Origin of the sequence: Streptomyces sp. AK08-02 (assembly GCF_033795085.1) — a bacterium.
In the GTDB taxonomy this organism is placed as follows: domain Bacteria; phylum Actinomycetota; class Actinomycetes; order Streptomycetales; family Streptomycetaceae; genus Streptomyces; species Streptomyces echiniscabiei.
The window spans coordinates 244641-271232 of sequence record NZ_JARAZV010000002.1 but is presented as its reverse complement, the minus strand read 5'-3'; the positions used below and the strand labels follow the sequence as shown (position 1 = coordinate 271232).

The 26592-nt window shown below is 68.4% G+C and carries 21 protein-coding genes; 8 read left to right on the top strand and 13 right to left on the bottom strand.

From position 1 onward, the window contains the following. Positions 1-99 precede the first annotated feature (99 nt). Positions 100-1119, top strand: a complete 1020-nt coding sequence (locus PV734_RS05025) for a LacI family DNA-binding transcriptional regulator (RefSeq protein WP_319094115.1) — start codon at positions 100-102, stop codon at positions 1117-1119. Between the two features lie 79 nt (positions 1120-1198). Here the strand turns inward: PV734_RS05025 and prcA are convergent, their stop codons facing one another. The 6 genes from prcA to arc form a co-directional block, all read right to left on the bottom strand. Next, on the bottom strand, positions 1199-1939 hold the full coding sequence (gene prcA / locus PV734_RS05020) for a proteasome subunit alpha (RefSeq protein WP_319094116.1): 741 nt from the start codon (positions 1937-1939) through the stop codon (positions 1199-1201). 56 nt (positions 1940-1995) lie between these two features. Then, the gene (gene prcB, locus PV734_RS05015) at positions 1996-2841 is read right to left on the bottom strand and encodes a proteasome subunit beta (RefSeq protein WP_319094117.1); all 846 of its coding nucleotides are present in this window, start codon (positions 2839-2841) and stop codon (positions 1996-1998) included. Next, complete coding sequence (locus PV734_RS05010) at positions 2793-3398, bottom strand: endonuclease VII domain-containing protein (RefSeq protein ID WP_319288842.1); 606 nt, start codon at positions 3396-3398, stop codon at positions 2793-2795. Before PV734_RS05010 ends, prcB begins: the two co-directional genes overlap by 49 nt. A gap of 43 nt (positions 3399-3441) precedes the next feature. Further along, positions 3442-3657 (bottom strand): ubiquitin-like protein Pup, encoded by a 216-nt coding sequence (locus tag PV734_RS05005; protein WP_161064777.1) that lies wholly within the window; start codon positions 3655-3657, stop codon positions 3442-3444. A 155-nt stretch (positions 3658-3812) separates the two neighbouring features. Beyond that, complete coding sequence (gene dop, locus PV734_RS05000; protein WP_415924152.1) at positions 3813-5324, bottom strand: depupylase/deamidase Dop; 1512 nt, start codon at positions 5322-5324, stop codon at positions 3813-3815. Between the two features lie 234 nt (positions 5325-5558). After that, positions 5559-7325 carry a proteasome ATPase gene (gene arc, locus PV734_RS04995; RefSeq protein WP_006376864.1) on the bottom strand — a complete coding sequence of 589 codons (1767 nt, stop codon included), beginning with the start codon at positions 7323-7325 and terminating at the stop codon, positions 5559-5561. Between the two features lie 253 nt (positions 7326-7578). On the opposite strand from arc, the gene PV734_RS04990 reads away from it, so the two are divergent. Continuing rightward, a complete protein-coding gene (locus PV734_RS04990; protein WP_319094119.1) occupies positions 7579-7884 on the top strand; it encodes a ferredoxin in 306 nt (101 codons plus the stop codon). A 76-nt stretch (positions 7885-7960) separates the two neighbouring features. On the opposite strand, the gene PV734_RS04985 is transcribed toward PV734_RS04990, so the two are convergent. Both PV734_RS04985 and PV734_RS04980 read right to left on the bottom strand, forming a co-directional pair. Next, on the bottom strand, positions 7961-8536 hold the full coding sequence (locus tag PV734_RS04985; protein WP_319094120.1) for a hypothetical protein: 576 nt from the start codon (positions 8534-8536) through the stop codon (positions 7961-7963). A 195-nt stretch (positions 8537-8731) separates the two neighbouring features. Further along, positions 8732-9634, bottom strand: a complete 903-nt coding sequence (locus tag PV734_RS04980; protein ID WP_319094121.1) for a tRNA (adenine-N1)-methyltransferase — start codon at positions 9632-9634, stop codon at positions 8732-8734. Positions 9635-9831: 197 nt separating this feature from the next. Here PV734_RS04980 and PV734_RS04975 point away from each other — a divergent pair, with 197 nt between their 5' ends. The 3 genes from PV734_RS04975 (at position 9832) to PV734_RS04965 (ending at position 13751) form a co-directional block, all read left to right on the top strand. Further along, positions 9832-11280 carry a glycosyltransferase family 2 protein gene (locus tag PV734_RS04975; RefSeq protein ID WP_319288841.1) on the top strand — a complete coding sequence of 483 codons (1449 nt, stop codon included), beginning with the start codon at positions 9832-9834 and terminating at the stop codon, positions 11278-11280. Between the two features lie 60 nt (positions 11281-11340). After that, on the top strand, positions 11341-12426 hold the full coding sequence (locus PV734_RS04970) for a glycoside hydrolase family 113 (RefSeq protein WP_319288840.1): 1086 nt from the start codon (positions 11341-11343) through the stop codon (positions 12424-12426). A 284-nt stretch (positions 12427-12710) separates the two neighbouring features. Then, positions 12711-13751, top strand: a complete 1041-nt coding sequence (locus tag PV734_RS04965) for an acyltransferase family protein (RefSeq protein ID WP_319288839.1) — start codon at positions 12711-12713, stop codon at positions 13749-13751. 44 nt (positions 13752-13795) lie between these two features. On the opposite strand, the gene PV734_RS04960 is transcribed toward PV734_RS04965, so the two are convergent. Further along, entirely contained in the window at positions 13796-15259 is a 1464-nt protein-coding gene (locus PV734_RS04960; RefSeq protein ID WP_319094125.1) for a site-2 protease family protein, read from the bottom strand. Between the two features lie 178 nt (positions 15260-15437). Here PV734_RS04960 and PV734_RS04955 point away from each other — a divergent pair, with 178 nt between their 5' ends. Then, positions 15438-16316: a PD-(D/E)XK nuclease family protein gene (locus tag PV734_RS04955; protein ID WP_415924151.1), complete on the top strand. Its 879-nt coding sequence runs from the start codon at positions 15438-15440 to the stop codon at positions 16314-16316. An 87-nt stretch (positions 16317-16403) separates the two neighbouring features. After that, the gene (locus PV734_RS04950) at positions 16404-17075 is read left to right on the top strand and encodes a response regulator (protein ID WP_006375930.1); all 672 of its coding nucleotides are present in this window, start codon (positions 16404-16406) and stop codon (positions 17073-17075) included. A gap of 72 nt (positions 17076-17147) precedes the next feature. Here PV734_RS04950 and PV734_RS04945 read toward each other — a convergent pair whose 3' ends face one another. From PV734_RS04945 to metH, 4 genes are all read right to left on the bottom strand, one after another. Next, positions 17148-18728, bottom strand: a complete 1581-nt coding sequence (locus PV734_RS04945) for an ABC transporter substrate-binding protein (protein ID WP_319094126.1) — start codon at positions 18726-18728, stop codon at positions 17148-17150. Positions 18729-18813: 85 nt separating this feature from the next. Then, entirely contained in the window at positions 18814-20418 is a 1605-nt protein-coding gene (locus PV734_RS04940; RefSeq protein WP_319094127.1) for an ABC transporter substrate-binding protein, read from the bottom strand. Between the two features lie 484 nt (positions 20419-20902). Next, the gene (locus PV734_RS04935) at positions 20903-21604 is read right to left on the bottom strand and encodes an HAD family phosphatase (RefSeq protein ID WP_319288838.1); all 702 of its coding nucleotides are present in this window, start codon (positions 21602-21604) and stop codon (positions 20903-20905) included. A 130-nt stretch (positions 21605-21734) separates the two neighbouring features. Further along, complete coding sequence (gene metH, locus PV734_RS04930; protein ID WP_319288837.1) at positions 21735-25253, bottom strand: methionine synthase; 3519 nt, start codon at positions 25251-25253, stop codon at positions 21735-21737. A gap of 318 nt (positions 25254-25571) precedes the next feature. Here metH and PV734_RS04925 point away from each other — a divergent pair, with 318 nt between their 5' ends. Continuing rightward, entirely contained in the window at positions 25572-26336 is a 765-nt protein-coding gene (locus PV734_RS04925) for an IclR family transcriptional regulator (protein ID WP_319094130.1), read from the top strand. The last annotated feature ends 256 nt before the right edge of the window (positions 26337-26592 follow it).

Here is a 26592-nt window from a genome sequence, read left to right as displayed (position 1 = left end):
TTCCCGTCACCCGCGACGCCGGAAGTTGTACGTATAACGTCGCCCGTCATACGTACCATGTGCCCAGTCCGCACGTCCACACGAAGGAGCAGGCCCCCGGTGGCACGAGGCAGCACCCGACCCACCAGCCGCGACGTCGCCCGGGCCGCCGGCGTCTCCCAGGCGGCCGTCTCCCTCGTCCTCGGCGACAAATGGCGGGGCCGCGTCTCCGAGACCACCGCCGAACGCGTACGCACCGCCGCCCGCGACCTCGGCTACCGCCCCAACCTCGCCGCCCGCAACCTACGCCTCGGCCACACCCGCACCGTCCTCCTCGTCGTCCCCGTCCTCACCACCGAGTTCTTCGCCGGCGTCTACACCGGAGCCGCCCGCATCGCCGCCGAACACGGCTTCGGAGTCGTCCTCTACCCCTCCCCCGAAGGCATCGGCCCGGCCAGAGACCCCTTCCACTCCGCCCAGGCCGCCCTCGACGGCGTCATCGCCTCCTCCATGGCCGCCGACGCCCTCACCGCCATCCGCGGCGACCAGCTCCCCCTCGTCATGCTCGACAGCGACCCCCACGGCAGCCTCGGCGCCGCCACCGTCAACCTCGACATCGCCGACGGCGTCCGCCAGGTCGCCGACCACCTCCTGGCCCTCGGCCACCGCCACTTCCTGCACCTCGCCGCCGACATCCCCTCCTGGACCTTCACCGTGCGCGCCGAGGAACTCGCCACACGCCTCGCCACCGTCCCCGGCACCGGCCTGCGCACCATCCACGCCCCCATCACCATCGAAGGCGCCCAACAGGCCACCACGGCCGCCCTCACCGGCCCCGGGCCGCACCCCACCGCCCTCGTCTGCGACGACGACAAACTCGCCACCGGCGCCTACAAGGCCATCCGCCGCCTCGGCCTGCGCATCCCCGACGACCTCTCCGTCACCGGCCTCGACGACCTCGCCCTCGCCACCGCCATCGACCCCGAACTCACCACGGTCCGACTCGACGCCGAACTCTTCGGCGAACGCGGCATGCAAGCCCTCCTCGCCGTCCTCGACGGCCGCACCCCCACCCAGGGCGACATCCCCGTCCAACTCGTCGTACGAGGCTCCACAGCCCCGCCCCTCAGGCACCCCTGACCCGGTAGGCCCCCAACGACCACACCCCGGCCGCCAAAGGCAACCGGGGTGCGAACAAGAACAGAACCAGACCGCGGGACTACTCCTCCTCGTCGGCGCTCTCCGCCTCCGTGGACGCCCCATCGGCCTCCAGCAGCCGCCCGAGCTGACGACCGACGATCCGCTTGAACTTCCGCTTCTGAGGACGCGTACGATCCAGCACCGCCACCTCCAGCCGCTCCGCCGGAATCTCCCGCTCGGTACCGTTCGTATCGCGCGACAGGGCCTGAACCGCCAGCTTCAGCGCCTCGGCCAAGGACATCCCGTCCTGGTGACGCTGATCCAGATACGTACTGATCTGCTCGGCGTTACCACCGACCGCCACCGAACCGTGCTCATCGACGATCGACCCGTCATGAGGAAGCCGGTAGATCTGATCACCGTCAGCGGTCTCACCGACCTCCGCGACGACCAGCTCCACCTCGTACGGCTTCTCCGCCGCCGAAGAGAAGATCGTGCCCAGCGTCTGCGCGTACACGTTCGCCAGACCACGGGCCGTCACATCGGCACGGTCGTACGTGTACCCACGCATATCGGCATACCGCACACCACCGATCCGCAGGTTCTCGTACTCGTTGTACTTACCGGCAGCCGCGAAGCCGATCCGGTCATAGATCTCGCTGAACTTGTGCAGCGCACGGGACGGGTTCTCGCCGACGAACACGATGCCATCGGCATACTGCAGCACAACCAGGCTGCGACCACGCGCGATGCCCTTCCGGGCGTACTCCGCCCGGTCGGCCATCGCCTGCTGGGGTGAGACATAGAACGGCGTAGACACCGGATCAACCGTCCCTTTCTGTCGAAGTCACTGGACCACCTGAACAGCGCGAAGTACTACAGCAGCGCGGCACGCGGGCCGTCGGGCTGCTCCAGCCGCCGCTCCAGAATCGAACGGGCGATCTCGGCGCCCTCCTCATCCGTCAGCCTGCGGAAACCGTCCTCGGTGATCACGGCGACAATCGGATAGATCCGCCGCGCGACATCGGGACCACCGGTCGCCGAATCGTCGTCCGCCGCGTCGTACAACGCCTGAATCACCAGCGTCGTAGCCTCCGACTCACTCAGATCACGGTGATACAGCTTCTTCATCGCACCACGAGCGAAGATCGACCCCGACCCCGTCGCGGCATAACCGTGCTCCTCCGAACGCCCACCCGTCACGTCGTACGAGAAGATGCGCCCCTTGTCCTGGTCCACATCGAACCCGGCGAACAACGGCACCACCGCGAGACCCTGCATGGCCATACCGAGGTTCGAACGAATCATGGTGGACAGCCGGTTCGCCTTGCCCTCCAGCGAGAGCTGCGCACCCTCCACCTTCTCGAAGTGCTCCAGCTCCAGCTGGAACAGCTTCACCATCTCGACGGCGAGACCCGCGGTGCCGGCGATCCCGACAGCCGAGTACTCGTCCGCCGGGAACACCTTCTCGATGTCCCGCTGCGCGATGACGTTCCCCATGGTCGCCCGCCGGTCACCGGCCAGGACGACACCACCCGGGAAGGTGACGGCGACGATGGTCGTACCGTGCGGGGCCTCGATCGCGCCCTGGGTGGGCGGCAGTTGCCGCCTGCCCGGGAGCATCTCCGGCTGATGGTCCGACAGAAAGTCCATGAAGGACGACGACCCGGGCGTCAGGAAGGCAGCCGGTAGACGCCCGGTGCTACGAGTGTTGGCTTCCACGCGTTTCCTTCCACGTATGTCGCAGCCCGCCTTATGACGTCGGGCCGATCCTTGAACTGCCCCAGCGCTGCGTTGCAGCTGAAGCACAGTACGCCTCGGACCCTACCCGTCTGGTGGCAGTGATCCACATGTGCGGGCGGAGCAGACAAACATATGCAGCAGACGCCGCCTTGCGAGACGATCAACTCGTCACGCTCAGCTTCAGTGAGGCCGTACTGGCGCATTAGATGGTCTTCTCGCCCCCGCATCGCCCGGCACGCCTTGCAGCGCGTGGACAAACCGTCCGAGGCAGTCGCATTGCGGTGCCACTCACTGTGAGGCTTGATCTCGCCGCACGTTCGGCAGACCTTGTGTCCAGGCGGGACGTCAACCCTGTCCCGCACGGGTTTCCCCACGGCCTCTCGACGGCGCCGGTAGTGCTCGGCGCTGTACTCCGCCACGCACTCCCGGCACCGCGTCTGAAGACCATCGCGTCGATTCTTGTCCCGCGCGAAAGCGGAAACAGGCAAGCCCCTTCGGCAGCCCGCGCACCGCTTGCCCGGCGTTTCGTCACCCATCCCCCGACACCTTCATTTCGAAGGCAGGTTGACCAAATATCCTTTACTGCCCACCTTTTTGCACGAATGAGCGAACGAAATCCTCGGCGTTCTCCTCGAGTACGTCATCGATCTCGTCCAGGACGGAGTCCACGTCGTCGCTCAGCTTCTCCTGGCGCTCCTTGAGGTCTTCGGATACCTGTGCCTCAGGTGCCTCCTCGACCTCCTCGGTGCTGCGCGTCGCCTTCTGCTGTCCGCCGCCGGTGTCCTTGGTCGCCATAACCCTCACCCCGCTCGGTTCGACGTTCTTGATCAGACCCTACAAGCAGGGTCCGACATTGGCCCCGCTGTTGCTACAACGTCCGGGAACCACCTCGATGATTCCCGGACGCCACACTTTCCACCCCGCCGGACCGCACCGGCCCGAAGGCCCGCTCAGTGGCCCGACAGGACTCTGACCAGGTCTTCTGCCGTGCGGCAGCGGTCCAGGAGCTCTTTCACGTGATTACGCGTTCCGCGAAGCGGCTCCAGGGTTGGGACCCGCTGGAGCGAGTCCCGGCCCGGCAGATCGAAGATCACCGAGTCCCAGGAGGCCGCGGCGACGTCGTCCGCGTACTGCTCCAGGCAGCGTCCGCGGAAGTAGGCGCGCGTGTCCTCCGGGGGCTTCGTGCGGGCCCTCTCGACCTCGTTCTCGTCCAGCAGGCGCTTGATGCGCCCACGGGCCACGAGGCGGTTGTAGAGGCCCTTCTCGGCCCGTACGTCGGCGTACTGGAGGTCGACCAGGTGCAGCCGGGCGGCGTCCCAGTCGAGGTCGTCCCGGCGCCGGTAGCCCTCCATGAGTTCTCGCTTGGCGACCCAGTCGAGCTCACCGGCGAGGCTCATGGGGTTGTTCTCCAGACGGTTCAGGGTGTCTTCCCAGCGGGCCAGGACGTCCTTCGTCTGGTCGTCGGCGTCGGCCCCGAACCGCTCCTCGACGTACTTGCGCGAGAGCTCGAAGTACTCCATCTGGAGCTGTACGGCGGTCAGCTTGCGTCCGCTGCGGAGCGTGACCAGTCGCTTGAGTGTCGGGTCGTGGGAGACCTGGTGGAGGGTGCGTACGGGCTGGTCGACGGCCAGGTCGACGGCGATGAAGCCGTCCTCGATCATGGAGAGGACCAGGGCCGTCGTACCCAGTTTCAGGTACGTCGAGATCTCCGACAGGTTCGCGTCGCCGATGATCACGTGGAGGCGGCGGTATTTCTCCGCGTCCGCGTGCGGCTCGTCCCGGGTGTTGATGATCGGGCGCTTGAGCGTGGTCTCCAGGCCCACCTCGACCTCGAAGTAGTCCGCTCGCTGGCTGAGCTGGAAGCCGTGTTCGTGGCCGTCCTGGCCGATGCCGACGCGGCCCGCGCCGGTGACGACCTGGCGGGAGACGAAGAAGGGCGTGAGGTGGCGCACGATGTCCGAGAAGGGGGTCTCCCGCTTCATCAGGTAGTTCTCGTGCGTGCCGTAGGAGGCGCCCTTGTTGTCGGTGTTGTTCTTGTAGAGGTGGATCGGCTGGGCGCCGGGGAGCTGGGCGGCGCGTTCGGCCGCCTCGGCCATGATGCGCTCGCCGGCCTTGTCCCAGAGGACGGCGTCGCGGGGGTTGGTGACTTCGGGGGCGCTGTATTCGGGGTGTGCGTGGTCGACGTAGAGCCGCGCGCCGTTGGTGAGGATGACGTTGGCCAGGCCGATGTCCTCGTCGGTGAGCTGGCTGGAGTCGGCGACCTCGCGGGCGAGGTCGAAGCCTCGTGCGTCGCGGAGCGGGTTCTCCTCCTCGAAGTCCCAGCGGGCCCTGCGGGCCCGGTGCATCGCCGCCGCGTAGGCGTTGACGATCTGGGACGAGGTGAGCATGGCATTGGCGTTCGGGTGGCCGGGGACGGAGATCCCGTACTCCGTCTCGATGCCCATTACTCGCCGTACGGTCATGCGGCCCTCCTTGCCCGGCGGTGTCCTCGGTCGGGGACGCCGCTCAAGTACCGGTGGTGCTCCGGTGCGTGTGCGGTGCCCGTCCCCGCACTGCGCGACCCGGCGGTACGAAAGAGCCTAGAACGCCTTTGCGCTGGTGGGGAGATCATTTGCGTCATTGCCTCGCTCCGGCTGTGGCCTGAAAAACAGTTGGCTGCGGGTACCCGGTGAGGGCACCCGCAGCCACCCCGTTTTTTACAGGTACTGACCGGTGTTGGCCACCGTGTCGATGGAGCGTCCGGTGTCCGCGCCCTGCTTGCCGGTGATGAGCGTACGGATGTACACGATCCGTTCGCCCTTCTTTCCGGAGATCCGGGCCCAGTCGTCGGGGTTGGTGGTGTTGGGAAGGTCCTCGTTCTCCTTGAACTCGTCCACGCATGCCTGGAGGAGGTGGGAGACTCGGATGCCCTTCTGCTTGTGGTCGAGGAAGTCCTTGATCGCCATCTTCTTGGCCCGGCCCACGATGTTCTCGATCATGGCGCCGGAGTTGAAGTCCTTGAAGTAGAGGACTTCCTTGTCACCGTTGGCGTAGGTGACCTCCAGGAAGCGGTTCTCCTCGGATTCCGTGTACATGTGTTCGACGGCCGTCTGGATCATGCTCTGGACCGTGGCCACCTTGTCGCCGCCGTGCTCCCCCACGTCCTCGGGGTGCAGCGGGAGACGGTCGGTGAGGTACTTCTGGAAGATGTCCTTGGCCGATTCGGCGTCCGGACGTTCGATCTTGATCTTCACGTCGAGGCGGCCGGGGCGCAGGATGGCGGGGTCGATCATGTCCTCACGGTTGGAGGCGCCGATCACGACCACGTTCTGCAGGCCTTCCACGCCGTCGATCTCGGCGAGGAGCTGGGGGACGATGGTGTTCTCCACGTCCGAGCTGACGCCGGATCCGCGGGTGCGGAAGAGGGATTCCATCTCGTCGAAGAAGACGATGACGGGGGTGCCCTCGCTGGCCTTCTCCCTTGCACGCTGGAAGACGAGGCGGATCTGCCGCTCGGTCTCACCGACGTACTTGTTGAGGAGTTCGGGACCCTTGATGTTGAGGAAGAAGCTCTTGCCCTGGGCCTGGCCGGTGACCTCGGCGACCTTTTTGGCCAGCGAGTTGGCGACGGCCTTGGCGATGAGCGTCTTTCCGCATCCGGGGGGCCCGTAGAGCAGGACACCCTTGGGCGGCCTGAGTTCGTGCTCCTTGAAGAGGTCGGGGTGAAGGTACGGGAGTTCGACCGCGTCGCGGATCATCTCGATCTGGTTGCCCAGGCCGCCGATCTGCTCGTAGCCGATGTCGGGTACTTCTTCGAGGACGAGTTCCTCGACCTCGCTCTTGGGCACGACTTCGTAGACGTAGCCGGAGCGGGGTTCGAGCAGGAGAGCGTCGCCGGGGCGGATGACGACGTCCAGGAGGGGTTCGGCGAGCCGTACCACCCGTTCCTCGTCGGTGTGCCCCTGTACCAGCGCGCGCTCGCCGTCCTCAAGGATCTCCTTGAGGGTGACGATGTCGCCGACGCTCTCGTACTCCATGGCCTCGACCACGTTGAGAGCTTCGTTGAGCATTACTTCCTGGCCACGTCGGAGCTCCTCGAGCTCGACGCTGGGGCTGACGTTCACACGGAGTTTGCGGCCTCCGGTGAAGATGTCGGCCGTGCCGTCCTCGTTGGCCTCCAGGAAGACACCGAAGCCGGCCGGGGGCTGTGCGAGCCGGTCGACCTCCTCCTTGAGGGCCACGATCTGGTCGCGGGCCTCCCGGAGTGTGTTGGCGAGCCGCTCGTTCTGTGCGGACACGCCGGCCAGGTTGGTCTGCAGCTCGACGATCCGCTCTTCGAGAATCCTCGTGTGTCGCGGAGAGTCGGCGAGCTTGCGCCGCAGGACGGCGATCTCCTGCTCAAGGTAGGCAACCTGCCCGGACGGGTCGTCGGACCCTCGTCCCGGGCGGATGCCGCGGTTCATGTCGTCGTCGTGGGCTGCCACGGTCCTCACCTCCTCCAAGGGGAGCTGGACGCTTCCAGACCCTACCTGGGTGGGTGTCGATTGAAACCCCTAGATCACAAAGACTGTCGAGGTGTGTCCGATCTTCACCCTTGCGCTCTCCCTCACGCCAGGGGAATACCCACAGAACATGATTGGGAAGCGGCCGGAGGTAGGGTCGAAGTGTTCAACACCCGTCAGAGCTGGGCCGACTTGCCGTCGGATTGTCCTGCTCGGGACAGAAACGGCAGGAGACATGACCGTGCAGGAACAGGCCGTCGTGGACGGTGAGGCGTTGGAGGTCTGGATCGATCAGGACCTGTGCACTGGCGACGGGATCTGCGTCCAGTACGCCCCTGAGGTCTTTGAGCTGGACATCGACGGGCTTGCGTATGTGAAGAGTCCCGGGGACGAGTTGCTGCAGGCCCCGGGGGCGACGACGCCGGTTCCGCTGCTGTTGCTGACGGATGTGGTGGACTCCGCGAAGGAGTGTCCGGGCGACTGCATTCACGTACGTCGAGTTTCGGACAGGGTCGAGGTTTTCGGACCGGACGCGGAGTAATCGTCCAACCACTCCGCGCCACTGCCGGCTGAATTTCGTACGCTCACCGGTGTCTGGTTTCTCACGTGCCGCGGGTTCACGCGCTCCGTGCGCCGGCGGGTGTGGAGCGGAGGAACGCGCCGTTCTTCCACTGCCACTTGGCGCGCTCGTCGACGTCGGGGCAGCAGCGCGGGACGTCGAGGGACGAGTAGCCGAGGAGCGTGGCCGTGACGGCGCCGTCCCTGACGGTGAGGTCGGTGACGGTGAGGCGGCTCTTGGGATCGACGAGGGTCGCGACGAGGCGCGGCCGCTTCGCGTCGGCGGCCTGAGTGAGGACGTACACGCCGTTGGGCGGGGTGCCGGAGCCGGCGTCGCAGCGCACGGAGACGACCGTTTCGGGTCTGCCGTCGCCGTCGAGGTCTCCGGTGGCCTTGTTCTGTACGAGGACGGGCAGCGGGCCGCACTGGAGGGGGAAGGCGACTCCGGTGGGGTCGGGGGGTGCCGCGCCCACCGCGGAATGTCCTGCGGGGCCGGCTGCCTGGGCCGCTGTGGCGGAGTCGGGCTGGAAGGCCGAGGAGAGGGCGACGACGCCGGCGAGGGCGGTGGCCGTCGCGAGCCAGTGGATGGGGCGGGTGTGGGTGTGTGCCAGTTCCGGGACGGCGGATTGCTGCACTCGGAGTGTCTCCCGTGGAGGGCTGTGCCGGTGGGGTGTCCCGCATAGTGCCACACGTCACAGTGCGGGGGAACGGCGGGGCGGGTGGTGTTCGGTGTCAGCGGTGGCGCCGGTGTGGCGTCAACGGGAAAGTGCTGTGGCCGAGTTCCCGGTGTGCTGCGGGAACTCGGCCACGGTGTTCGTGCGTTGTCGCGGTCAGCGGCCGTTGCCGCCGTCGGCGTTGGGACCGGAGTAGTCCTCGCCGTAGGAGCCCTTGGAGGGGCGGCGGCGGCGCATGGGGGGCTCGACGCCGTCGGCGAGGCGGCGGGCGGTGAGCAGGAAGCCGGTGTGGCCGATCATGCGGTGGTCGGGGCGGACGGCGAGGCCCTCGATGTGCCAGTTGCGGACCATCGACTCCCAGGCGCTCGGCTCGTTGAAGCAGCCGATCTCGCGGATGGACTCGACGGTCCGGGCGAGCTGGGTGGTGGTCGCCACGTAGCAGCAGACGATGCCGCCGGGGACGAGTGCCTTGGAGACGGCCTCCAGGCATTCCCAGGGGGCGAGCATGTCGAGGACGACGCGGTCGACCTCGGTGTCGCTGAGGTTGTCCTGGAGGTCGCCGACGGTGAGCTGCCAGGCGGGGTGGGGGCCGCCGAAGTAGCGCTCGACGTTCTGCTGGGCGATCTCGGCGAAGTCCTCGCGGCGCTCGTAGGAGTGCAGCATGCCCTGGTCGCCGACGGCGCGCAGCAGGAAGGTGCTGAGTGAGCCGGAGCCGACGCCCGCTTCGACGACGCGTGCGCCGGGGAAGATGTCGGCGAAGGCGAGGATCTGCCCCGCGTCCTTGGGGTAGACCACGGCGGCGCCGCGGGGCATGGACAGGACGTAGTCGGGGAGCAGGGGGCGCAGCGCGAGGTAGGCGACGTTTCCGGTGGTACGGACAACGCTGCCCTCGGGTGCGCCGATCAGCTCGTCGTGCGGGAAAGAACCCTTGTGGGTATGGAAGTTCTTTCCGGCTTCGAGCGTGAACGTGTAGTGGCGGCCCTTGGGGTCGGTCAGCTGAACCTGGTCCCCGACCTTGAAGGGCCCGCGCCTGCGGGCGGCACCGGTCGGTTCGGACATGTGAAGAGCGTACCGGTGTTGTCGGGGGCCGCTGACCACCGGGCTTGCGGGTGCCGGACCGGCTTCGGGAGTCCCGTCCTGTGACGGGAATCATCTTCACAAAATCTACAATCGGCATGCATGGTTCCGCTTAGTACTTCCAGGGCGTTACGGCTCTTGGTGATGAGTCAGGTCTTTACGTACACAAGTGGGTGATCATGACCGCTTCCGCTGACGGCTTCGGCGCCTTCCCGTCTCGCCGCGCCGCGCGGATGGTGCGACGCCAGGCGGTCTGGCGGCCGGGCTTTCTGTCGTTCCTGGTGACCGCGGGTCTCGCATTCGCCTTCTCCTTCGCGCTGTACTCGTCCGAGAGCTCGCTGATGGGCTGGGTGGTGACCGTCCTGTGGTCGCTTCCCGTCGTCAGTTCGCTCGTCGGCGTCGCCGGTGCCGTGCTGACCCGGCGCCGTGTCGCCCGTCAGCGCGGCTGGGCCGAGGCCGCGCCGGCGGTGCACGACCGGCTCGTCGTACTGGTCCCGACCATCGGCCGCGACGACACTTATCCGGCTCTGGAGCGGTCGGTGCTGTCGTACTGCGCGTTCCTGCCGCGCTGGTTCCCCGCGCTGCGCGTGGACGTCCTGACGGAGGAGGGCTGCGAGGCCGCGGGCCGCATCGAGGCGCTGGCCGCCCGTAGTCCCCTGATTCGCGTGGTGACTGTGCCGAAGGCCTACCGCACCGCCAATGGCACCCGTTTCAAGGCCCGCGCCAATCACTACGCCCATGAGTTGCGCATCGCCGAGGGTGAGGCGCTGGACGACGTGTGGGTGCTGCACATGGACGACGACACGGGCGTGGGTCCGGACACGGCCGAGCAGGTCGCGCGGTTCGTCAACGCCCAGCGCCGCGCCGGCCCGGAGGGCAAGCACCTGGCGCAGGGCATGCTGACGTATCCGCGGGAGAACGCCGTCAACCGTCTGACGTGGCTGGCCGACGCGATCCGTCCCGCCGACGACATCGCCCGCTTCGCCGTTCTCACCGGCGGTGGTACTCCGCTGGCCGGGCTGCACGGCGAGTTGCTGCTGCTCCGCGCGTCCGTGGAGGCGACGATCGGCTGGGACTTCGGGCCTGACTCCATCTGTGAGGACGCTCATCTGGCTCTGGTCTTCGCGAGCCGTTACAAGGGGCGCAGCGACTGGTTCTCCGGCCGCAGTTACGGCGCGTCCCCGGCGACCATGCGGGACTTCCTCAAGCAGCGGGAGCGCTGGTCCTGGGGTCTGGTGGGTCTGGCCTTCAACCGCAGTCTGCCGCGTCGTTCCAGGGCGCTGCTGATGTACAGCGTGACGACGTGGGTCATGGGGCCCTTCCAGCACGTGGGTGTGGTCCTGGCCGTCGGCGCGTTGCTCGGCGATCTCAACACCTCGCCCGTCACGCCGTGGATCCTGCCGCTGTGGGCGGTGACCATGGGTTACGCGGTGTGGATGTACTGGGAGGGGCTCAAGATCAACGCGTCGGTGTCGGCCAATGGTCGGCGTCTGTGGTGGGAGCCGGTCGCGGTGGTCGCCCTGATGCCGTTCTTCGCGCTGTGGGAGGCGGTCGGTTCCTTCCGGGGGCTGCTGCGGTGTCTGCGCGGTGTGGAGAACCAGTTCGTCGTGATAGCGAAGCCGGCCTGAGGGATGCGTACACGTCTTCGAGGCTCTCGTGGTCTCGTCCTGCCGGCCGTTCTGTCTCTCGTGACCCTGCTGTCGACCGCCGGGTGTGTCTCCGCCGGAGGCGACACCCGCGTGCCGCGCGCGGAGTCCGCGTCGGCGTCGGCTGCCGGTGATCCGGCGCCGGCCCGGGTCGCGCGGCCCTGGCGGCGTGGGGACCCCCAACTCGGCGCGCAGGTGCTCTGGTACACCTACCCGGGCGAAACGGACCGGTCGGTGCGCGGCAACGCGCTGCGCCTCGTGAACTACATGGTCGGCCAGCACATGAACGCGGTCTCGGTGACGTTTCCCTTCGCGACCGCCGGCCCCACGTCGAGCGGAGTCGGCGCCTCGGCCGGGACGCCGTCCGTACGGCATCTGGGGATGTTCATGGACACCGCGGCGGCGGCCGGGCTGCGCATCACGCTGCGTCCGTTGCTCGACGAGGGGAGCCTGGTGGCCCGGGATCCGCTGGCCTGGCGCGGCTCGCTCGCGCCTGCCGACAGGGCGGCCTGGTTCCGGTCGTACGGGGCGTTCCTCGCGCCGTATCTCGGGCTCGCCGCCCGCCATCACGCGAGTGCCTTCGTCGTCGGGGCGGAGCTGACGTCGTTGGAGGACGACCCGCGCTGGCGTCCGCTGATCGCCGCGGCGCGCAAGGCGTTCTCCGGTGAACTGTCCTACGACGCCAACTGGGACGACTACGTCTCCCGGCATGTCCCGGTCCCCGTCGACCATCTGGGGGTCGACGCGTACTTCCCGCTCCCCGGGCTCGGCGACGACGCGTCCGTGGCGGAGATCGCCGGGGGCTGGCAGCGCTGGCTGGACCGCAAGAGCACCGGGAAACTGCCCCGGGTCGTCCTGAGCGAGGTCGGCATCATCGCGGAGGACGGCGCCTACCGTCACCCGGCGGTCTGGAAGGGCGGGGGGAAGCTCAACCCGACGGTGCAGCGGCGCTGGTTCGAGGCGGCCTGCCGGGTCGCCCGGGACCGGGACATGGCCGGCCTGTACTGGTGGAACCTCGACTTCCACGCCGACCCCGCGGGCGGCGCCCCCGCCGGCTCCCACACCTCCTTCCTCGGCCGTCCGGCCGAGGCCGCCATCACCTCCTGCTTCCGGACCTGGCCGCGATGAACGAAGAGCTCTACGGGCACCAGTCGCCCCACCCCGCCGAGTCGTCGCGGTACGAGAGCGGTGCCCTGCCGGTTCACGGGTCGCTCGCCACGGGTGCTGTCACGTGGCCGGAGTTCGGCGTCGGGGGCGGGCCGGTCGCGTCGGGGGGATCGCTGGGCGGTGGTGCAGCCGCGGACGTCGTCCGCTTGCCTGTGCCGCTCGCCGATGCCCTGTCTGGGGCGGATCCGGGCCCTGTGTCGGCGCGGGGTTCGGAGCGAGAAGCCAATGGGCGGCGGTTTGCCGCCGTGGACGGTCTGCGGGGAGCGGCCGTGCTGGCCGTGCTGGCGCATGACACCGGCGCGGCCGGGCCGTACTTCTCCTGGACCGGTGCGGGCGTCGATGTCCTGCTGGTGCTGACGGGTTTCCTCGTGACCCTGCCCCTGCTGCGCGGGGCGACGGCTTCCGGCCGGGCAGGGGTCGCCGGATTCCTGGTCCGCAGGGTGAAGCGGTTGGTCCCCGCTCTGCTGGTGGTGGCCGTCCTCACCCTCGTGGTGTGCTGGACGCTGGGTTCCGCGCGCGCGGTCCTCGATGCGGCTGGACCGCTGGGTTACGGGAGCTGGGCGCAGTGGCTGCACGGGCGGTCCCTGGGTGGCGTCCCCACGGTGGACTCGCCGCTCGCTCCGCTTCGGGGGTGGGACCTCGTCGTGTGTCTCGCGACCGCGTGGTCGCTTCTGCTGGCGTTGCTGGCTCTCCTGGTCCGGCGCGGGCTCGCTCCGGTGGCGCTGGTCGCCGCTCTGCTCGCCGGGGTGGTGGCCGCCGCGTCGGTGAGCGGGGCGCTGCCCGGGGCCGGCGTCCTCACCGGGGTGCGGTCACTGGCGCCGGCGGCCGGTGCGGTTGCCGCTTGCTTCGTACACCTGGCCGAACGCGGTGGTCGTGTGGTGTCCCGACCGGTCGCCGTGCTGCTGGCGGTGAGCGGACTGGGCGCGAGTGTGGCTCTGGTGGTGTCGGCGGTCCTGCGCGGCGGAGGGCAGGACGAGACGCGTTACGTGGTCGCGGTCGTGCTGAGCGGCGCTGTGCTGACGGCGGTGCTCTGCGGCGGCCGGGGCCTTCTGGTGCGGCTGCTGTCGGGGGAGCTGGTCACGGAGGTCGGCCGGATGTCGTACAGCCTCTTTCTGCTGCACCTCCCCGTGTACTGGCTGCTGGAGCGCGGTCAGCCTGGGCTCAGTCCCCTCGGGCTGTTCCTGGTCGGGGGCGGGGTGACCTGGTTCCTGTCGCTGCTCGTCCACTATCTGCTCGTCGAGCGCCTGGCCGCCCGTCCCTGGCGTCGCGGGCGGGCGGCCTACTGATCCAGCCGTCGGAACCGTGCTCGGCACGGGCGCCGGGGCGGGCTCTAGTTGGGGCGGGCCATCGCCTTGACGAAGGCGCGTTCCACGTCGGCCGCGGAGAGGACTCCGTAGATCTCGCCGGACTCCTCGACCACCAGGTACTCGGAGGCGGGGGTGGCGCGCAGGGCGTCGAGGAGTTCCTCGCCGGACAGTTCCGCGGAGACCCGCATACCGTCGGTGAGGTCCTGGGCGAGGCCGCTGACGGAGACCCAGGGGCGGCGGTGTTCGGGTACACCGACGATGGCGGCCTCGCGGACGAGGGAGAGGGGTTCTCCCTCGGGGTCGACGACGACGAGGGCGCGGGCGCCGGCGTCGTTGGCGCGGCGCAGGGCCTCCGAGAGGGGGGTGTTGGTCTCGACGGGGACGGCGCGGCGGGTGAGGTTGCGGGCGCGCAGTTCCGGGAGGTGTTCGCGCAGGCGGGCCATGCGGAGGCTGTTGCCGGCGCCGGTCCAGATGATGGCGGCGAGGATGGCGGCGAGCAGGGCGTCGGTGACGGTGTCCATGCCGACGCTGTCCTCGGCGGTGGAGCCGAGGGCGCCGGACTGGGTGAGCAGCGGGAGTCCGATGAGGACGGAGACGGCGAGGGCTCGGCCGACCCAGGCGGCGGCGATCGTACCGGTCATGGGCCGGCCGGTGATCTTCCAGACGACCGCGCGGAGCATGCGGCCGCCGTCGAGGGGCAGCCCGGGCAGGAGGTTGAAGGCGGCCACGATGAGGTTGGAGATCATCAGGCCGGCCAGCAGCACGCCGGGGACGGTGCCGGGTTCGACGGTCTGGAGGGCGAGGTAGAAGACGCCGGCGAGGACCAGGGAGAGGAGCGGGCCGACGAAGGCGAGGACGAATTCGCGGCCGGGGGTCTCCGACTCCTTCTCGATCTCGGAGACGCCGCCGAAGAACTGGAGCTGAATGCGGCGTACGGGGAGTTTGAAGCGGAGGGCGGCGACGGTGTGGGCGAGCTCGTGGACGAGCACGGAGGCGTAGAAGGCGACCGCGAAGAAGAGGGAGACGAGGTAGCGCAGGGCCCCGAGTTCGGGCAGTACGCGGTCGAGTTGGCCGCCGAAGACCCAGGTGATGAGGGCGGCGACGAGGAACCAGCTGGGGGCGACGTAGACGGGTACGCCGAAGGGGCGTCCCATGAGGAGTCCGCCGCCGGGCTCCCTGGTTTTCCGGGGGGTCCGGGGTGCGCGGGACTTGGCGAGGCGGGGGGTGGTGCCGGTTGGGTCCGGGGTGTCGGCGGGCGCGTCCGGTTCTGGTGCTGCCGGGGCGGCCGGTTCGCCGGTGTCGGTGGGCTCGTCGGTCCGTGTGGGCTCCGCGTCGGGTTTCTCGGGCTCACCGGTCTCCGCGACTCTGGTGCCGGCCGTCCTGGGTTCGGGGTGTGTGGGGTCGGTGGTCGGCGCCGTGCCGGTGTGGTGGTCGGTCGACTGGTCGTTGCCGGAGCGCGGCTGTCCGCTCCCGCCGCTCTCGTCCACGGTGTCCCCTTGTCGGATGCGTCTCCCTTTTCCGCTCCGGGGCGGAAGGGCCTCGGGTCGATGGTATGCGGCCGTCGCGGCGGGTTCGGCCCCGGCACCCCCTGTGTTCGCCGGGCTGTCACGGTCGAGGGAGGCGGCGGGTGGGTCACTGTCAGTGGCGGGCCGTATGGTCGTCGTCATGGAAATGAGCACCGAGGGCGCCGCCGAGTCCGTCTCGCCGGTCGTGCCGCCCTCCGCGCCGGCGTCGCTGTCGCCCTCCCGGGCCAGTGACTTCATGCAGTGTCCGTTGCTGTACCGCTTCCGGGTGATCGACCGGTTGCCGGAGAAGCCGAGCGAGGCCGCGACGAGAGGCACGCTGGTGCACGCGGTGCTTGAGCGGCTGTTCGACGCGCCGGCGGCGGAGCGGACGGCGCCGCAGGCGAAGTCGTTGATCCCGGGTCAGTGGGACCGGTTGCGTCAGTCGCGGCCGGAGGTGGTGGAGCTGTTCGCGGACGATCCGGACGGGGAGCGGCTGGCGCGGTGGCTGGGTGAGGCGGAGCGCCTGGTGGAGCGCTGGTTCGGGCTGGAGGATCCGACCCGGCTGGAGCCGGCCGAGCGTGAGCTGTTCGTCGAGACGGAGCTGGATTCCGGGCTGAAGCTGCGCGGGATCATCGACCGGGTCGATGTGGCGCCCACGGGCGAGGTGCGGATCGTCGACTACAAGACGGGGAAGGCGCCGCGTCCGGAGTACGCGGAGGGCGCGCTGTTCCAGATGAAGTTCTACGCGCTGGTCGTGTGGCGGTTGAAGAACGTGGTGCCCCGGCGGCTGCAGCTGGTGTATCTCGGCAGCGGTGACGTACTGACGTACGACCCGGTGGTGGCCGATCTGGAGCGGGTGGAGCGGAAGCTGCTCGCCTTGTGGGAGGCGATCCGGGAGGCGACGGCGACGGGAGTGTGGCGGCCCCGGCCGACGAAGTTGTGCGGCTGGTGTGATCACCAGTCGGTGTGTCCGGAGTTCGGGGGTACTCCCCCGCCCTATCCGTTGCCGGTGGCCGTGGCTCCGCCGCAGGCGCCGTAGTCGGCCGGGGCCGGCGCCGCGTCGCGCCCCTTACGGAGCGCCGCACCCCACAGGGCAGAATGGGGCCGACTACCGAAGGAGACTCACGTGGCTATCCGCGTCCTACTTGTCGACGACCAGCCGCTGCTGCGTACCGGGTTCCGGATGATTCTGGAGGCCGAGCAGGACATCGCGGTCGTCGGCGAGGCCGGAGACGGTCTTCAGGCGATCGACCAGGTACGGGCGCTGCAGCCCGATGTGGTGCTGATGGACATCCGTATGCCGCGGATGGACGGTGTGGAGGCGACTCGGCAGATCACCGGGCCCGGGCGGGACGGGCCGGCGAAGGTGCTGGTGCTGACGACCTTCGATCTCGACGAGTACGTGGTGGAGGCGTTGCGGGCCGGTGCCAGCGGCTTCCTGCTGAAGGACGCGCCGGCGAACGAGCTGGTGCAGGCGATCCGGGTGGTGGCCTCGGGTGAGGCGATGCTCGCGCCGAGCATCACGCGTCGGCTCCTGGACAAGTACGCGGGGCATCTGCCGTCGGGTGACGAGCCGGTTCCGGACGCGCTGCACACGTTGACCGAGCGTGAGGTCGAGGTGCTGAAGCTGGTGGCGCGGGGGCTGTCGAACGCGGAGGTCGCCGCCGATCTCTTCGTCAGTGAGACGACGGTCAAGACGCATGTCGGGCATGTGCTGACCAAACTGGGGCTGCGCGACCGGGTGCAGGCCGCGGTGTACGCGTACGAGAGCGGGCTGGTGCGTCCCGGCGCGCAGTAGCGGGACGGTGTACGACGACGAGGGCGCCCCTTCCTGGATCGGAAGGGGCGCCCTCGTGTGTGTACGGCCGGGTCAGCCCTTGTTGATCTCCCAGAAGCGGAAGACGGTCGAGGCGTCGAGGCAGTACTCGAGGCCGTAGACGTTGTCGCGGGCGACGGCGTACTGCTTGGCCTGCCAGATGGGGAGGACGGGGAGGTCCTTGGCGACGATGTTCTGGAGCTCCGCGAAGTCCGCGTCGGTCGCGGAGCGGTCGCTCTGGGCGGCGGTGCCGGGGATGAGGGTGTCGGTGATGGTGCCGTTGGTGTAGTTGTTGCCGAGGACGTTGCCCTGGCCGAAGAACGGAGCGGTGAAGTTGTCGGCGTCGGGGTAGTCCGGCACCCAGCCCTTCACGTACACGCCGTACTTGCCGGCCTCGATGTCCTTCTCGTACTGCGCGAAGGGCACGGACTTGACGGTCGCCTCGAACAGGCCGCTGGCGTTGAGCTGCTTGGCGATGGCCTTGAACTCGTCGTCGGTGGCGGGGCCGTAGCGGGACGGGGTCGACCATAGGGTCAGCTCGACCTTGCCGGTGACGCCGTCGGCCTGGAGGGCCTCCTGGGCCTTGGCCCGGGAGGGGCGGGCACCGTAGGTGTCGAAGAAGGCGGTGTTGTGACCCGCTATGCCGGCCGGGATGATCGAGTAGAGGGGGGTCGCGGTGTCCTCGTAGACCTGGTCGACGAGTGCCTCACGGTCGAGGAGGTAGGCGATGGCCTTGCGTACCCCGAGTTTCCCGGCGACCGGGTCGTTCATGTTGAAGACGAGGTGCTGGACCTCGGCGCTGGTGCCCTCGACGATGTCGATGCCCTCGTCGCCGCTGTCCTTCTCGATGTCGGCTATGTCGCCGGCCTTGAGACCTCGGTAGGCGATGTCGATGTCCTTGTCGACCAGGGCGTCCTTCAGCTTGGTCTGGTCGCCGTGGAAGAACTTGAGGGTGACGCCGGAGTTCCGGACCTCGGCGGTGCCCTTGTAGTTCGGGTTGACGGAGAAGACCGCGCTGTCCTCGCCGAACGAGTCGAGCTTGTAGGGGCCGGAACCGACGGCTTCGCCGTCCTTGCGCAGGCCGTCCTTGTCGTACTGGCTGTGGTCGACGATCGAGCCGGCGCCGGAGGCGATCTTGCTGGGGAAGGTGGCGTCGGGCACCTTGAGGTTGAAGACGACGGTCTTCTCGTCCGGGGTGTCCACCGAGCCGAGCATCGGGAACATGATCGCGGGGCCCGCGTCGTCGTTGATCTTCAGCATGCGGTCGAAGGAGAACTTGACGTCCTCCGAGGTGAGCGCGTCACCGTTGCTGAACTTCAGTCCGTCGCGGAGGGTGCACTTGAACACCTTGGTCTGCGCGTCGCTGAAGGCGCACTCCTTGGCCGCCTCGGGCTGCGGTTCGGTGCCCCCGTTGGGGAAACTCAGCAGCGACTGGAAGACGTTGTTGAACAGCAGCCAGGAGCCGGGGTCGTAGCCGGAGGCCGGGTCGGTGGCCAGGACGTCGTCGGACATCCCCATGACCACGGAGGAGCCGCCGGCCCCCGAGTCACCGTTCTCCGAGCCGCATCCGGTCAGCAGGCCGGACGCCAGCCCGGCCACGATGGGCAGGACCGGCCACTGGTTGCGCAGATTCACGTGGAAGTGCCTTGTCGTCGGGTCTTGGGTACCCGGAGCCGTCCCAGCCCCGGGTCGGGAAATGTGCCTCGGACTGGTGTGTTGGTCAGTTGCTCACACCGCGGCCGAGTTCCCACAGCTGAAGCGTCGAGGAGGAGTTGAGGGCCCACTCGGCGCCGGTGATGCCGTCGCGTGCCGCGATGTACTGGTTGCCCTGCCACAGCGGCAGTACGGGTACGTCGGCGGCCACGATGTCCTGGATGTCCGTGAGGCTCGCGGTGGCGGTGAGGCGGTCGGCCTCACGGCGGGACTCGGGTATCAGGCTGTTGCGGATCCTGGTGTTGTCGTACGGCAGGTTGAGGAAGTTGTCCTTGTCGAGGAACGGCGCGAGGTAGTTGTCGGCGTCGGGGAAGTCGGGGAACCAGCCCATCCCGTAGACGTCGTACTCGCCCTTCTTCTCGGCCGGACGGAAGGTGGTCCAGGGGGCGCCCTTGATGGTCACCTTGAACAGTCCGCTGGCGTTGAGCTGCCGCTGCAGTTCCTCGAACTCCTGCTTGGTGGCCGAGCCGTAGTGGTCGGTCGTGTAGTGCAGGGTCAGCTTCACCGGTGTGGTGATGCCGGCGCCCTCCATCAGGGTCTTGGCCTTGACGTCGCTGGGCTCGCCGTACGTGTTGAAGAAGGAGTTCGAGTGGCCGGTGATGGTGGCCGGGACCAGCGAGTAGAGCGGCTGGGCCTCGTCGCCGTACACCTTCGCGACCAGTTGGGCGCGGTTGATGATCTGGGCCATCGCCTGGCGGACCGCTTTCGTCTTCACCGTCGGGGCGTTGGTGTTGAAGGCGAGGTAGCGGATTTCGAGGCCGGGCATCTCGACGAGGTCGATGTCGCCGGTCGAGTCGTTGTCGAGCTTTTTGATCTGCTCGGGCGACATCGAGCGGGTCATGAGGTCGATGTCGCCCTCGGAGAGCGCGGTGCCCATCTCGGTGGCGTCCGTGAAGGAACGCAGTTCGACCTTGTCGTTCTTCGGCGTCAGCTGCCCCTGGTAATTGGGGTTCTTGGTGAAGACGGCCTTGACGAGTTCGTCGTTCTTGACCTCGGCGTTCAGCGTGTACGGGCCGGACCCGTCGACGTCGAAACCGTCGCGCAGCTTGTCCTTGTCGTAGTCGGCGGGGTTGACGATGCCCGCGACCGGGGTGGACAGCTTGAACGGGAACGTGGCGTCGGCGCTCTTGAGGTGGAAGATGACCTCGCGGTCGCCCTGGGTCTCGACGGTGTCGATCGTGGACAGCAGGGCGAACACACCGCTGTCGGCCTGGATCCGCAGGGCCCGGTCGATGGAGAACTTCACGTCGGAGGCCTTGACGGCGTCACCATTGGAGAACTTGAGGTCCTTGCGCAGGGTGCAGGCGTAGCGCTCGTTGCCGCTGTCCGTGAACGCGCACTTCTCGGCGGCCTCGGGCACCGGCTCGCCGTCGCCGCGCGGCTGGACCATGAGGGTCTGCACGGTCTGGCGCAGGATGTTCCAGGTGCCGACGTCGTAGGCGTAGGCCGGGTCGATCGGCGCGGGTGCGTCCTTCGTGGCGGTGAACCGGTCCGTGGTGCCGACGACGATCGCGCCGCTGCCGCTGCCCGCGCCGTCGACTCCGCCGCAGGCGGCGAGTACCGGAGCGAGCAGGCCGACCACGGTCGGCAGCACCAAAGTCTTGCGGTTCATGCTCGGGTTCTCCAGGCTGTCGATCCCAAAGGGCCCGGCGGGCGTGGGGTGGTGCGCGCGGGTGAGGGATTGTGTCGATGTTCTCCCAACGAGATTAGTCCGGACCGCGGAGACGCCCGCATGCAGCCGGAGTTGGCGGCTCATCACGCTGCGAGACCGGGTGCGGACGCACCGAAAAACCGACAGCGGAAGGATTCCGCGCAGGCTGTCCCCAATCAGGACACAAGGGTGCGCCAGAAGTCCCCGAACGAGGTGCGTGTACCCGACACTTGCCTACTGTCGAGCCCTCGCCGCGTGGTGAAACTCACACGTTCTCAGGTGCGAGCGCGTACGTGAATTACGTCGCCGACAGAGATCGACGGGGGTCGCAATTCTCAATTGATGGGCTGCCCGTTCATCCGCGCGTTATCCCGCATTCGATCAGGCACACTCGGTAAACGGGTCAACCCATTTCCGTCATCGACTGTGCCTCATCCGTCGTTCTTCATCCGTCGTTCTTCATCAGTCCGCGCAGAAAGGGCAGGTCGACTTCTTCCAGCGAGGTCACGATCGTGCGGCGCGCGCCGGGTGCGATGGGGGCTACCGACGGTACGGCCACGACATGGCAGCCGGCTGCCTCCGCGGCCGCCACCCCGGTCGCCGTGTCCTCGACGACGGCGCATCTCACCGGGTCGACGCCGAGTCCGGCGGCCGCGATCAGATACGGGTCGGGGTACGGCTTCGTACGCTCGACCTCGTCGCCGGCGATGCTCAGGGCGAAGTGCTGCGGACCCAGCGAGGCCAGGACACGGTCGATGATCCGGCGGTGCGAGGCGGAGACCAGGGCCGTCGGCACCTCGTGCGCGGAGAGTTCGGCCAGGAGCCGGGCGGCGCCCGGCATCAGGGGCAGGGAACGCCCGATACGGTCCTCGAACCCGTCGTTGAGCAGCACCGAGAGTTCGGCGAAGTTGATGTCGGCGCCGGTGGCCTCGATGAGGAACCCGGCGCTGCGGGTCATCGGGCCGCCGACCACGACATGCCGCCAGGACTCGTCGAGGATGTGGCCGAGACCGGCGAAGATCTCCACCTCGACGTCCCACCAGAAGCCCTCGGTGTCCACCAGGGTGCCGTCCATGTCGAGGAGTACGGCCTGCAGTGCTGAGCCTTCGGCCGTACGGGTTCCGAGCGCGGGGACCGTGCTGGTCATCCTGGCGCACCTCCTTGAGGGACGATCAGGCCGGTTGCCCCTGAGTGCTCAGAGGGCAACCGGCCTGCGGTGGACCGTCAAGTGTACGTCTTGTCCGATCAACGTGCGCTGTCGTATTCGACGGGCGTTCTCAGCGCGCGTTGAAGTACTTCGCCTCGGGGTGGTGGATGACGATGGCGTCGGTGGACTGCTCGGGGTGGAGCTGGAACTCCTCGGAGAGGTGCACGCCGATGCGCTCGGGCTGGAGGAGGTCGGCGATCTTGGCGCGGTCCTCCAGGTCGGGGCAGGCGCCGTAGCCGAGGGAGAAGCGGGCGCCCCGGTACTTGAGGGCGAACATGTCCTCGACGTCTGCCGGGTCCTCACCGGCGAAGCCCAGTTCGGAGCGGACGCGTGCGTGCCAGTACTCGGCGAGGGCCTCGGCCAACTGGACGGACAGACCGTGCAGTTCGAGGTAGTCGCGGTAGGAGTTCGACTCGAAGAGCTTGGCGGTCTCCTCACCGATCCGGTTGCCCATGGTGACGATCTGGAGGCCGACGACGTCCGTCTCGCCGGACTCCTCCGGTCGGAAGAAGTCGGCCAGGCACAGTCGGCGGCCTCGGCGCTGGCGCGGGAACGTGAAGCGCGTCCGCTCGTTGCCCTGGTCGTCGAGGATGATCAGGTCGTCGTCCTTGGAGACGCAGGGGAAGTAGCCGTAGACGACGGCCGCCTCCAGCAGGCTCTCCGTCTGGAGCTTGTCCAGGAGGCCGCGCAGCCGGGGCCGGCCCTCGGTCTCGGCCAGCTCCTCGTAGGTGGGGCCGTCGCCGGCGCGGGCCTGCTTGAGACCCCACTGGCCCTTGAAGAGGGCGCCCTCGTCGAGCCAGCTCGCGTACTCCTTGAGCTGGATGCCCTTGATGACCCGCGTGCCCTGGAAGGGCGGGGTGGGGATCGGGTTGTCGGTGGCGACGTCGGAGCGGACGTGGCCCTCCTCGGGCCGCTCCTCGACCACCGTGTCGGCGGCGCTCGCGCGCACGCGGCGCTGCTTGAGCTCGGGCAGCTTGGCGCCGGGGACGCCACGCTTGACGCCGATCAGGGCGTCCATCAGGCGCAGGCCCTCGAAGGCGTCGCGGGCGTAGCGGACCTCGCCCTCGTAGATCTCGTGCAGGTCCTGCTCGACGTAGGCGCGGGTGAGGGCGGCGCCGCCGAGGATCACCGGGTAGTCGGCGGCCAGCTTGCGCTGGTTGAGCTCCTGGAGGTTCTCCTTCATGATCACCGTGGACTTGACCAGGAGTCCGGACATGCCGATGACGTCGGCCTTGTGCTCCTGCGCGGCTTCGAGGATCGCGGAGACCGGCTGCTTGATGCCGATGTTCACGACGTTGTAGCCGTTGTTGGTGAGGATGATGTCGACGAGGTTCTTGCCGATGTCGTGGACGTCGCCGCGGACCGTGGCGAGCACGATGGTGCCCTTGCCGTCGTCGTCCGTCTTCTCCATGTGCGGTTCGAGATGGGCGACGGCCGTCTTCATGACCTCGGCGGACTGCAGCACGAACGGCAGCTGCATCTGGCCGGAGCCGAAGAGCTCGCCGACGACCTTCATGCCCTCCAGAAGGGTGTCGTTGACGATGTCGAGGGCGGGGCGGGTCTCAAGGGCCTCGTCGAGGTCGGCCTCCAGGCCGTTCTTCTCACCGTCGATGATCCGGCGCTGCAGGCGCTCGTCCAGGGGCAGGGCGGCGAGTTCCTCGGCCTTGCCCGCCTTGAGGGACTTGGTGGTGGCGCCCTCGAACAGCGCCATCAGCTTCTGGAGGGGGTCGTAACCTTCGCGGCGGCGGTCGTAGACCAGATCGAGGGCGGTGGTCACCTCCTCCTCGCTGAAGCGGGCGATGGGGAGGATCTTCGAGGCGTGCACGATCGCCGAGTCGAGGCCGGCCTTGACGCACTCGTCGAGGAAGACGGAGTTCAGCAGCATGCGGGCGGCCGGGTTGAGGCCGAAGGAGATGTTCGACAGGCCCAGGGTGGTCTGTACGTCGGGGCGGCGGCGCTTGAGTTCGCGGATCGCCTCGATCGTGGCGATGCCGTCCTTGCGGGACTCCTCCTGGCCCGTACAGATCGTGAAGGTGAGGGTGTCGATGAGGATGTCCGACTCGCGGATCCCCCAGTTCGTCGTCAGGTCCTCGATAAGGCGCTCGGCGATGGCGACCTTGTGATCGACGGTGCGGGCCTGGCCCTCCTCGTCGATGGTGAGCGCGATGAGCGCCGCGCCGTGCTCCTGAGCAAGGCGGGTGACTTTCGCGAACCGGGACTCCGGTCCGTCGCCGTCCTCGTAGTTCACCGAGTTGATGACGGCGCGCCCGCCGAGTTTCTCCAGGCCCGCCTGGAGAACAGGAACCTCGGTGGAGTCGAGGACTATCGGCAGGGTGGAGGCGGTCGCGAAGCGGCCCGCCAGCTCCTGCATGTCGGCGACGCCGTCGCGGCCCACGTAGTCGACGCAGAGGTCGAGCATGTGTGCGCCCTCGCGGATCTGGTCGCGGGCCATCTCGACGCAGTCGTCCCAGCGGGCCTCCAGCATGGCCTCGCGGAACTTCTTCGACCCGTTGGCGTTCGTCCGCTCGCCGATCGCCATGTAGGCGGTGTCCTGACGGAACGGGACGGTCTGGTAGAGCGAGGCGGCGCCGGCCTCCGGCTGGGGGCTGCGCTCGGTGATGGCCGTACCGCGGACCCGCTCCACGACCTGGCGCAGGTGCTCCGGGGTCGTGCCGCAACAGCCGCCGACCAGCGACAGGCCGTACTCGCGGACGAAGGTCTCCTGGGCGTCGGCGAGTTCCGGAGCGCCCAGCGGGTAGTGCGCGCCGTCCTTGGTCAGGACGGGCAGACCGGCGTTGGGCATGCACGACAGCGGGATACGAGCGTTGCGCGCGAGGTAGCGCAGGTGCTCACTCATCTCCGCGGGGCCGGTGGCGCAGTTCAGGCCGATCATGTCGATGCCCAGTGGCTCCAGCGCGGTCAGCGCGGCACCGATCTCCGAACCCAGCAGCATCGTGCCGGTGGTCTCGACGGTGACGGAGCAGATCAGCGGGACGGTGAAACCCAGCGCGTCCATGGCTCGGCGGGCGCCGATGATGGAGGCCTTGGTCTGCAGGAGGTCCTGGGTGGTCTCGACGATCAGCGCGTCGGCGCCGCCGGAGAGCAGGCCCTCGGCATTGGTCTGGTAGGCGTCGCGGATCTTCTCGTAGGTGATGTGGCCGAGCGTCGGCAGCTTGGTCCCGGGGCCCATTGAGCCCAGGACCCACCGCTGCCGGCCCGTGGAGGAGGTGAACTCGTCGGCGACCTCGCGAGCGACGCGCGCACCGGCCTCCGACAGTTCGAAATTACGTTCGGCGATGTCGTACTCGGCGAGCGCGGCGAAGTTCGCACCGAAGGTATTGGTCTCCACGCAGTCCACACCCACGGCGAAGTACGCCTCGTGCACGGAACGCACGATGTCGGGGCGGGTGACGCTGAGAACCTCGTTGCAGCCCTCCAGCTGCTGGAAGTCCTCCAGCGTGGGGTCCTGCGCCTGCAGCATGGTGCCCATCGCACCGTCGGCCACCACCACTCGGGTGGCGAGTGCGTCCCGGAGGGCGGACACACGGGTCCTGCTGTCGATGGAAGGGGCGGACGACGAGGCGGCCATGTAAGGGCTCCCTGGAGTGCGACGGCTGTCGGCTTTGCGGCTTCTTTGGAGAAGGCGCACGCGGCCAGGGTAGCCCGGTGCGGGGCCGTATGGTCAGGGCGTCCACGGGACGGACGTACGTGGCGCGTGTGCCGTGGCCGAAAAGCCCCCCGGGGGTGGGCGTGGCGTCACCCCCGGTGGACGCGAGATGTACGAGGGATGTAACAGGTGTCGCCCAGCCATTGGCGGGTGGTCGACATGGACCGGTAGTGTTCGACATTGCCGAACGGTGGCAGTGAACGCCGCGCGAGCGGCCGAGGGGACGGAGGCGGAACGGCGATGGCACGGAACATCCAGTCGCTCGAACGGGCGGCGGCGATGCTGCGGCTCCTCGCGGGCGGCGAGCGTCGGCTCGGTCTCTCGGACATCGCCTCGTCCCTCGACCTGGCCAAGGGCACCGCCCACGGCATCCTGCGCACCCTCCAGCACGAGGGCTTCGTCGAGCAGGAGGCCGCCTCCGGGCGCTATCAGCTGGGCGCCGAACTACTGCGCCTGGGCACCACCTACCTGGACGTCCACGAGCTGCGCGCGCGTGCCCTCGTATGGACCGACGACCTGGCCCGCTCCAGTGGTGAGAGCGTCCACCTGGGGGTGCTGCACCAGCACGGCGTGCTGATCGTGCACCACGTCTTCCGCCCCGACGACAGCCGGCAGGTGCTGGAGGTCGGGGCCATGCAGCCACTGCACTCCACAGCCCTGGGCAAGGTCCTGTCGGCCTTCGACCCGGTCGCGCACAGCGAGGTCCTGGAGGCCGAGCGCAAGTCGTTCACCGATCGGACGATCAGCGACCTGGAGGGCTTCGAGGGCGTCCTGGACCTCACCCGCGCGCGCGGGTACGCGGCCGACGTCGAGGAGACCTGGGAGGGCGTGGCGTCCATCGCCGCCCCCATCCACGATCGGCGGCGGATGCCGGTCGGCGCGGTGGCCGTCACCGGTGCGGTGGAACGGCTCCGCCGGGAGGGCGAGCTGCGCCCCGAACTGATCGCGGCGGTGCGGGACTGCGCCCGCGCGGTGTCCCGGGATCTGGGCGCGGGACGGTTCTGACCGAACCGACAGCTTCTGAACTTTCGTACGAGAACGGCCGGGACATCTTGGATGTTCCGGTCTTTTCGTATGCGGGGCGTGTGCGGTCGGACGCGGGTCGCGACCGACTCAAGATCGATAGCTCACAGCAATCAATAACGATCGCGTTTTCGATAACAGAACTCTTGACGTGCCTGTAACGCGGAGGCAAGACTCCCGTCCATCGGTCGACATTGCCGAACACTGACCGGCAATAGGCGTTAGAGTGTGACAACGC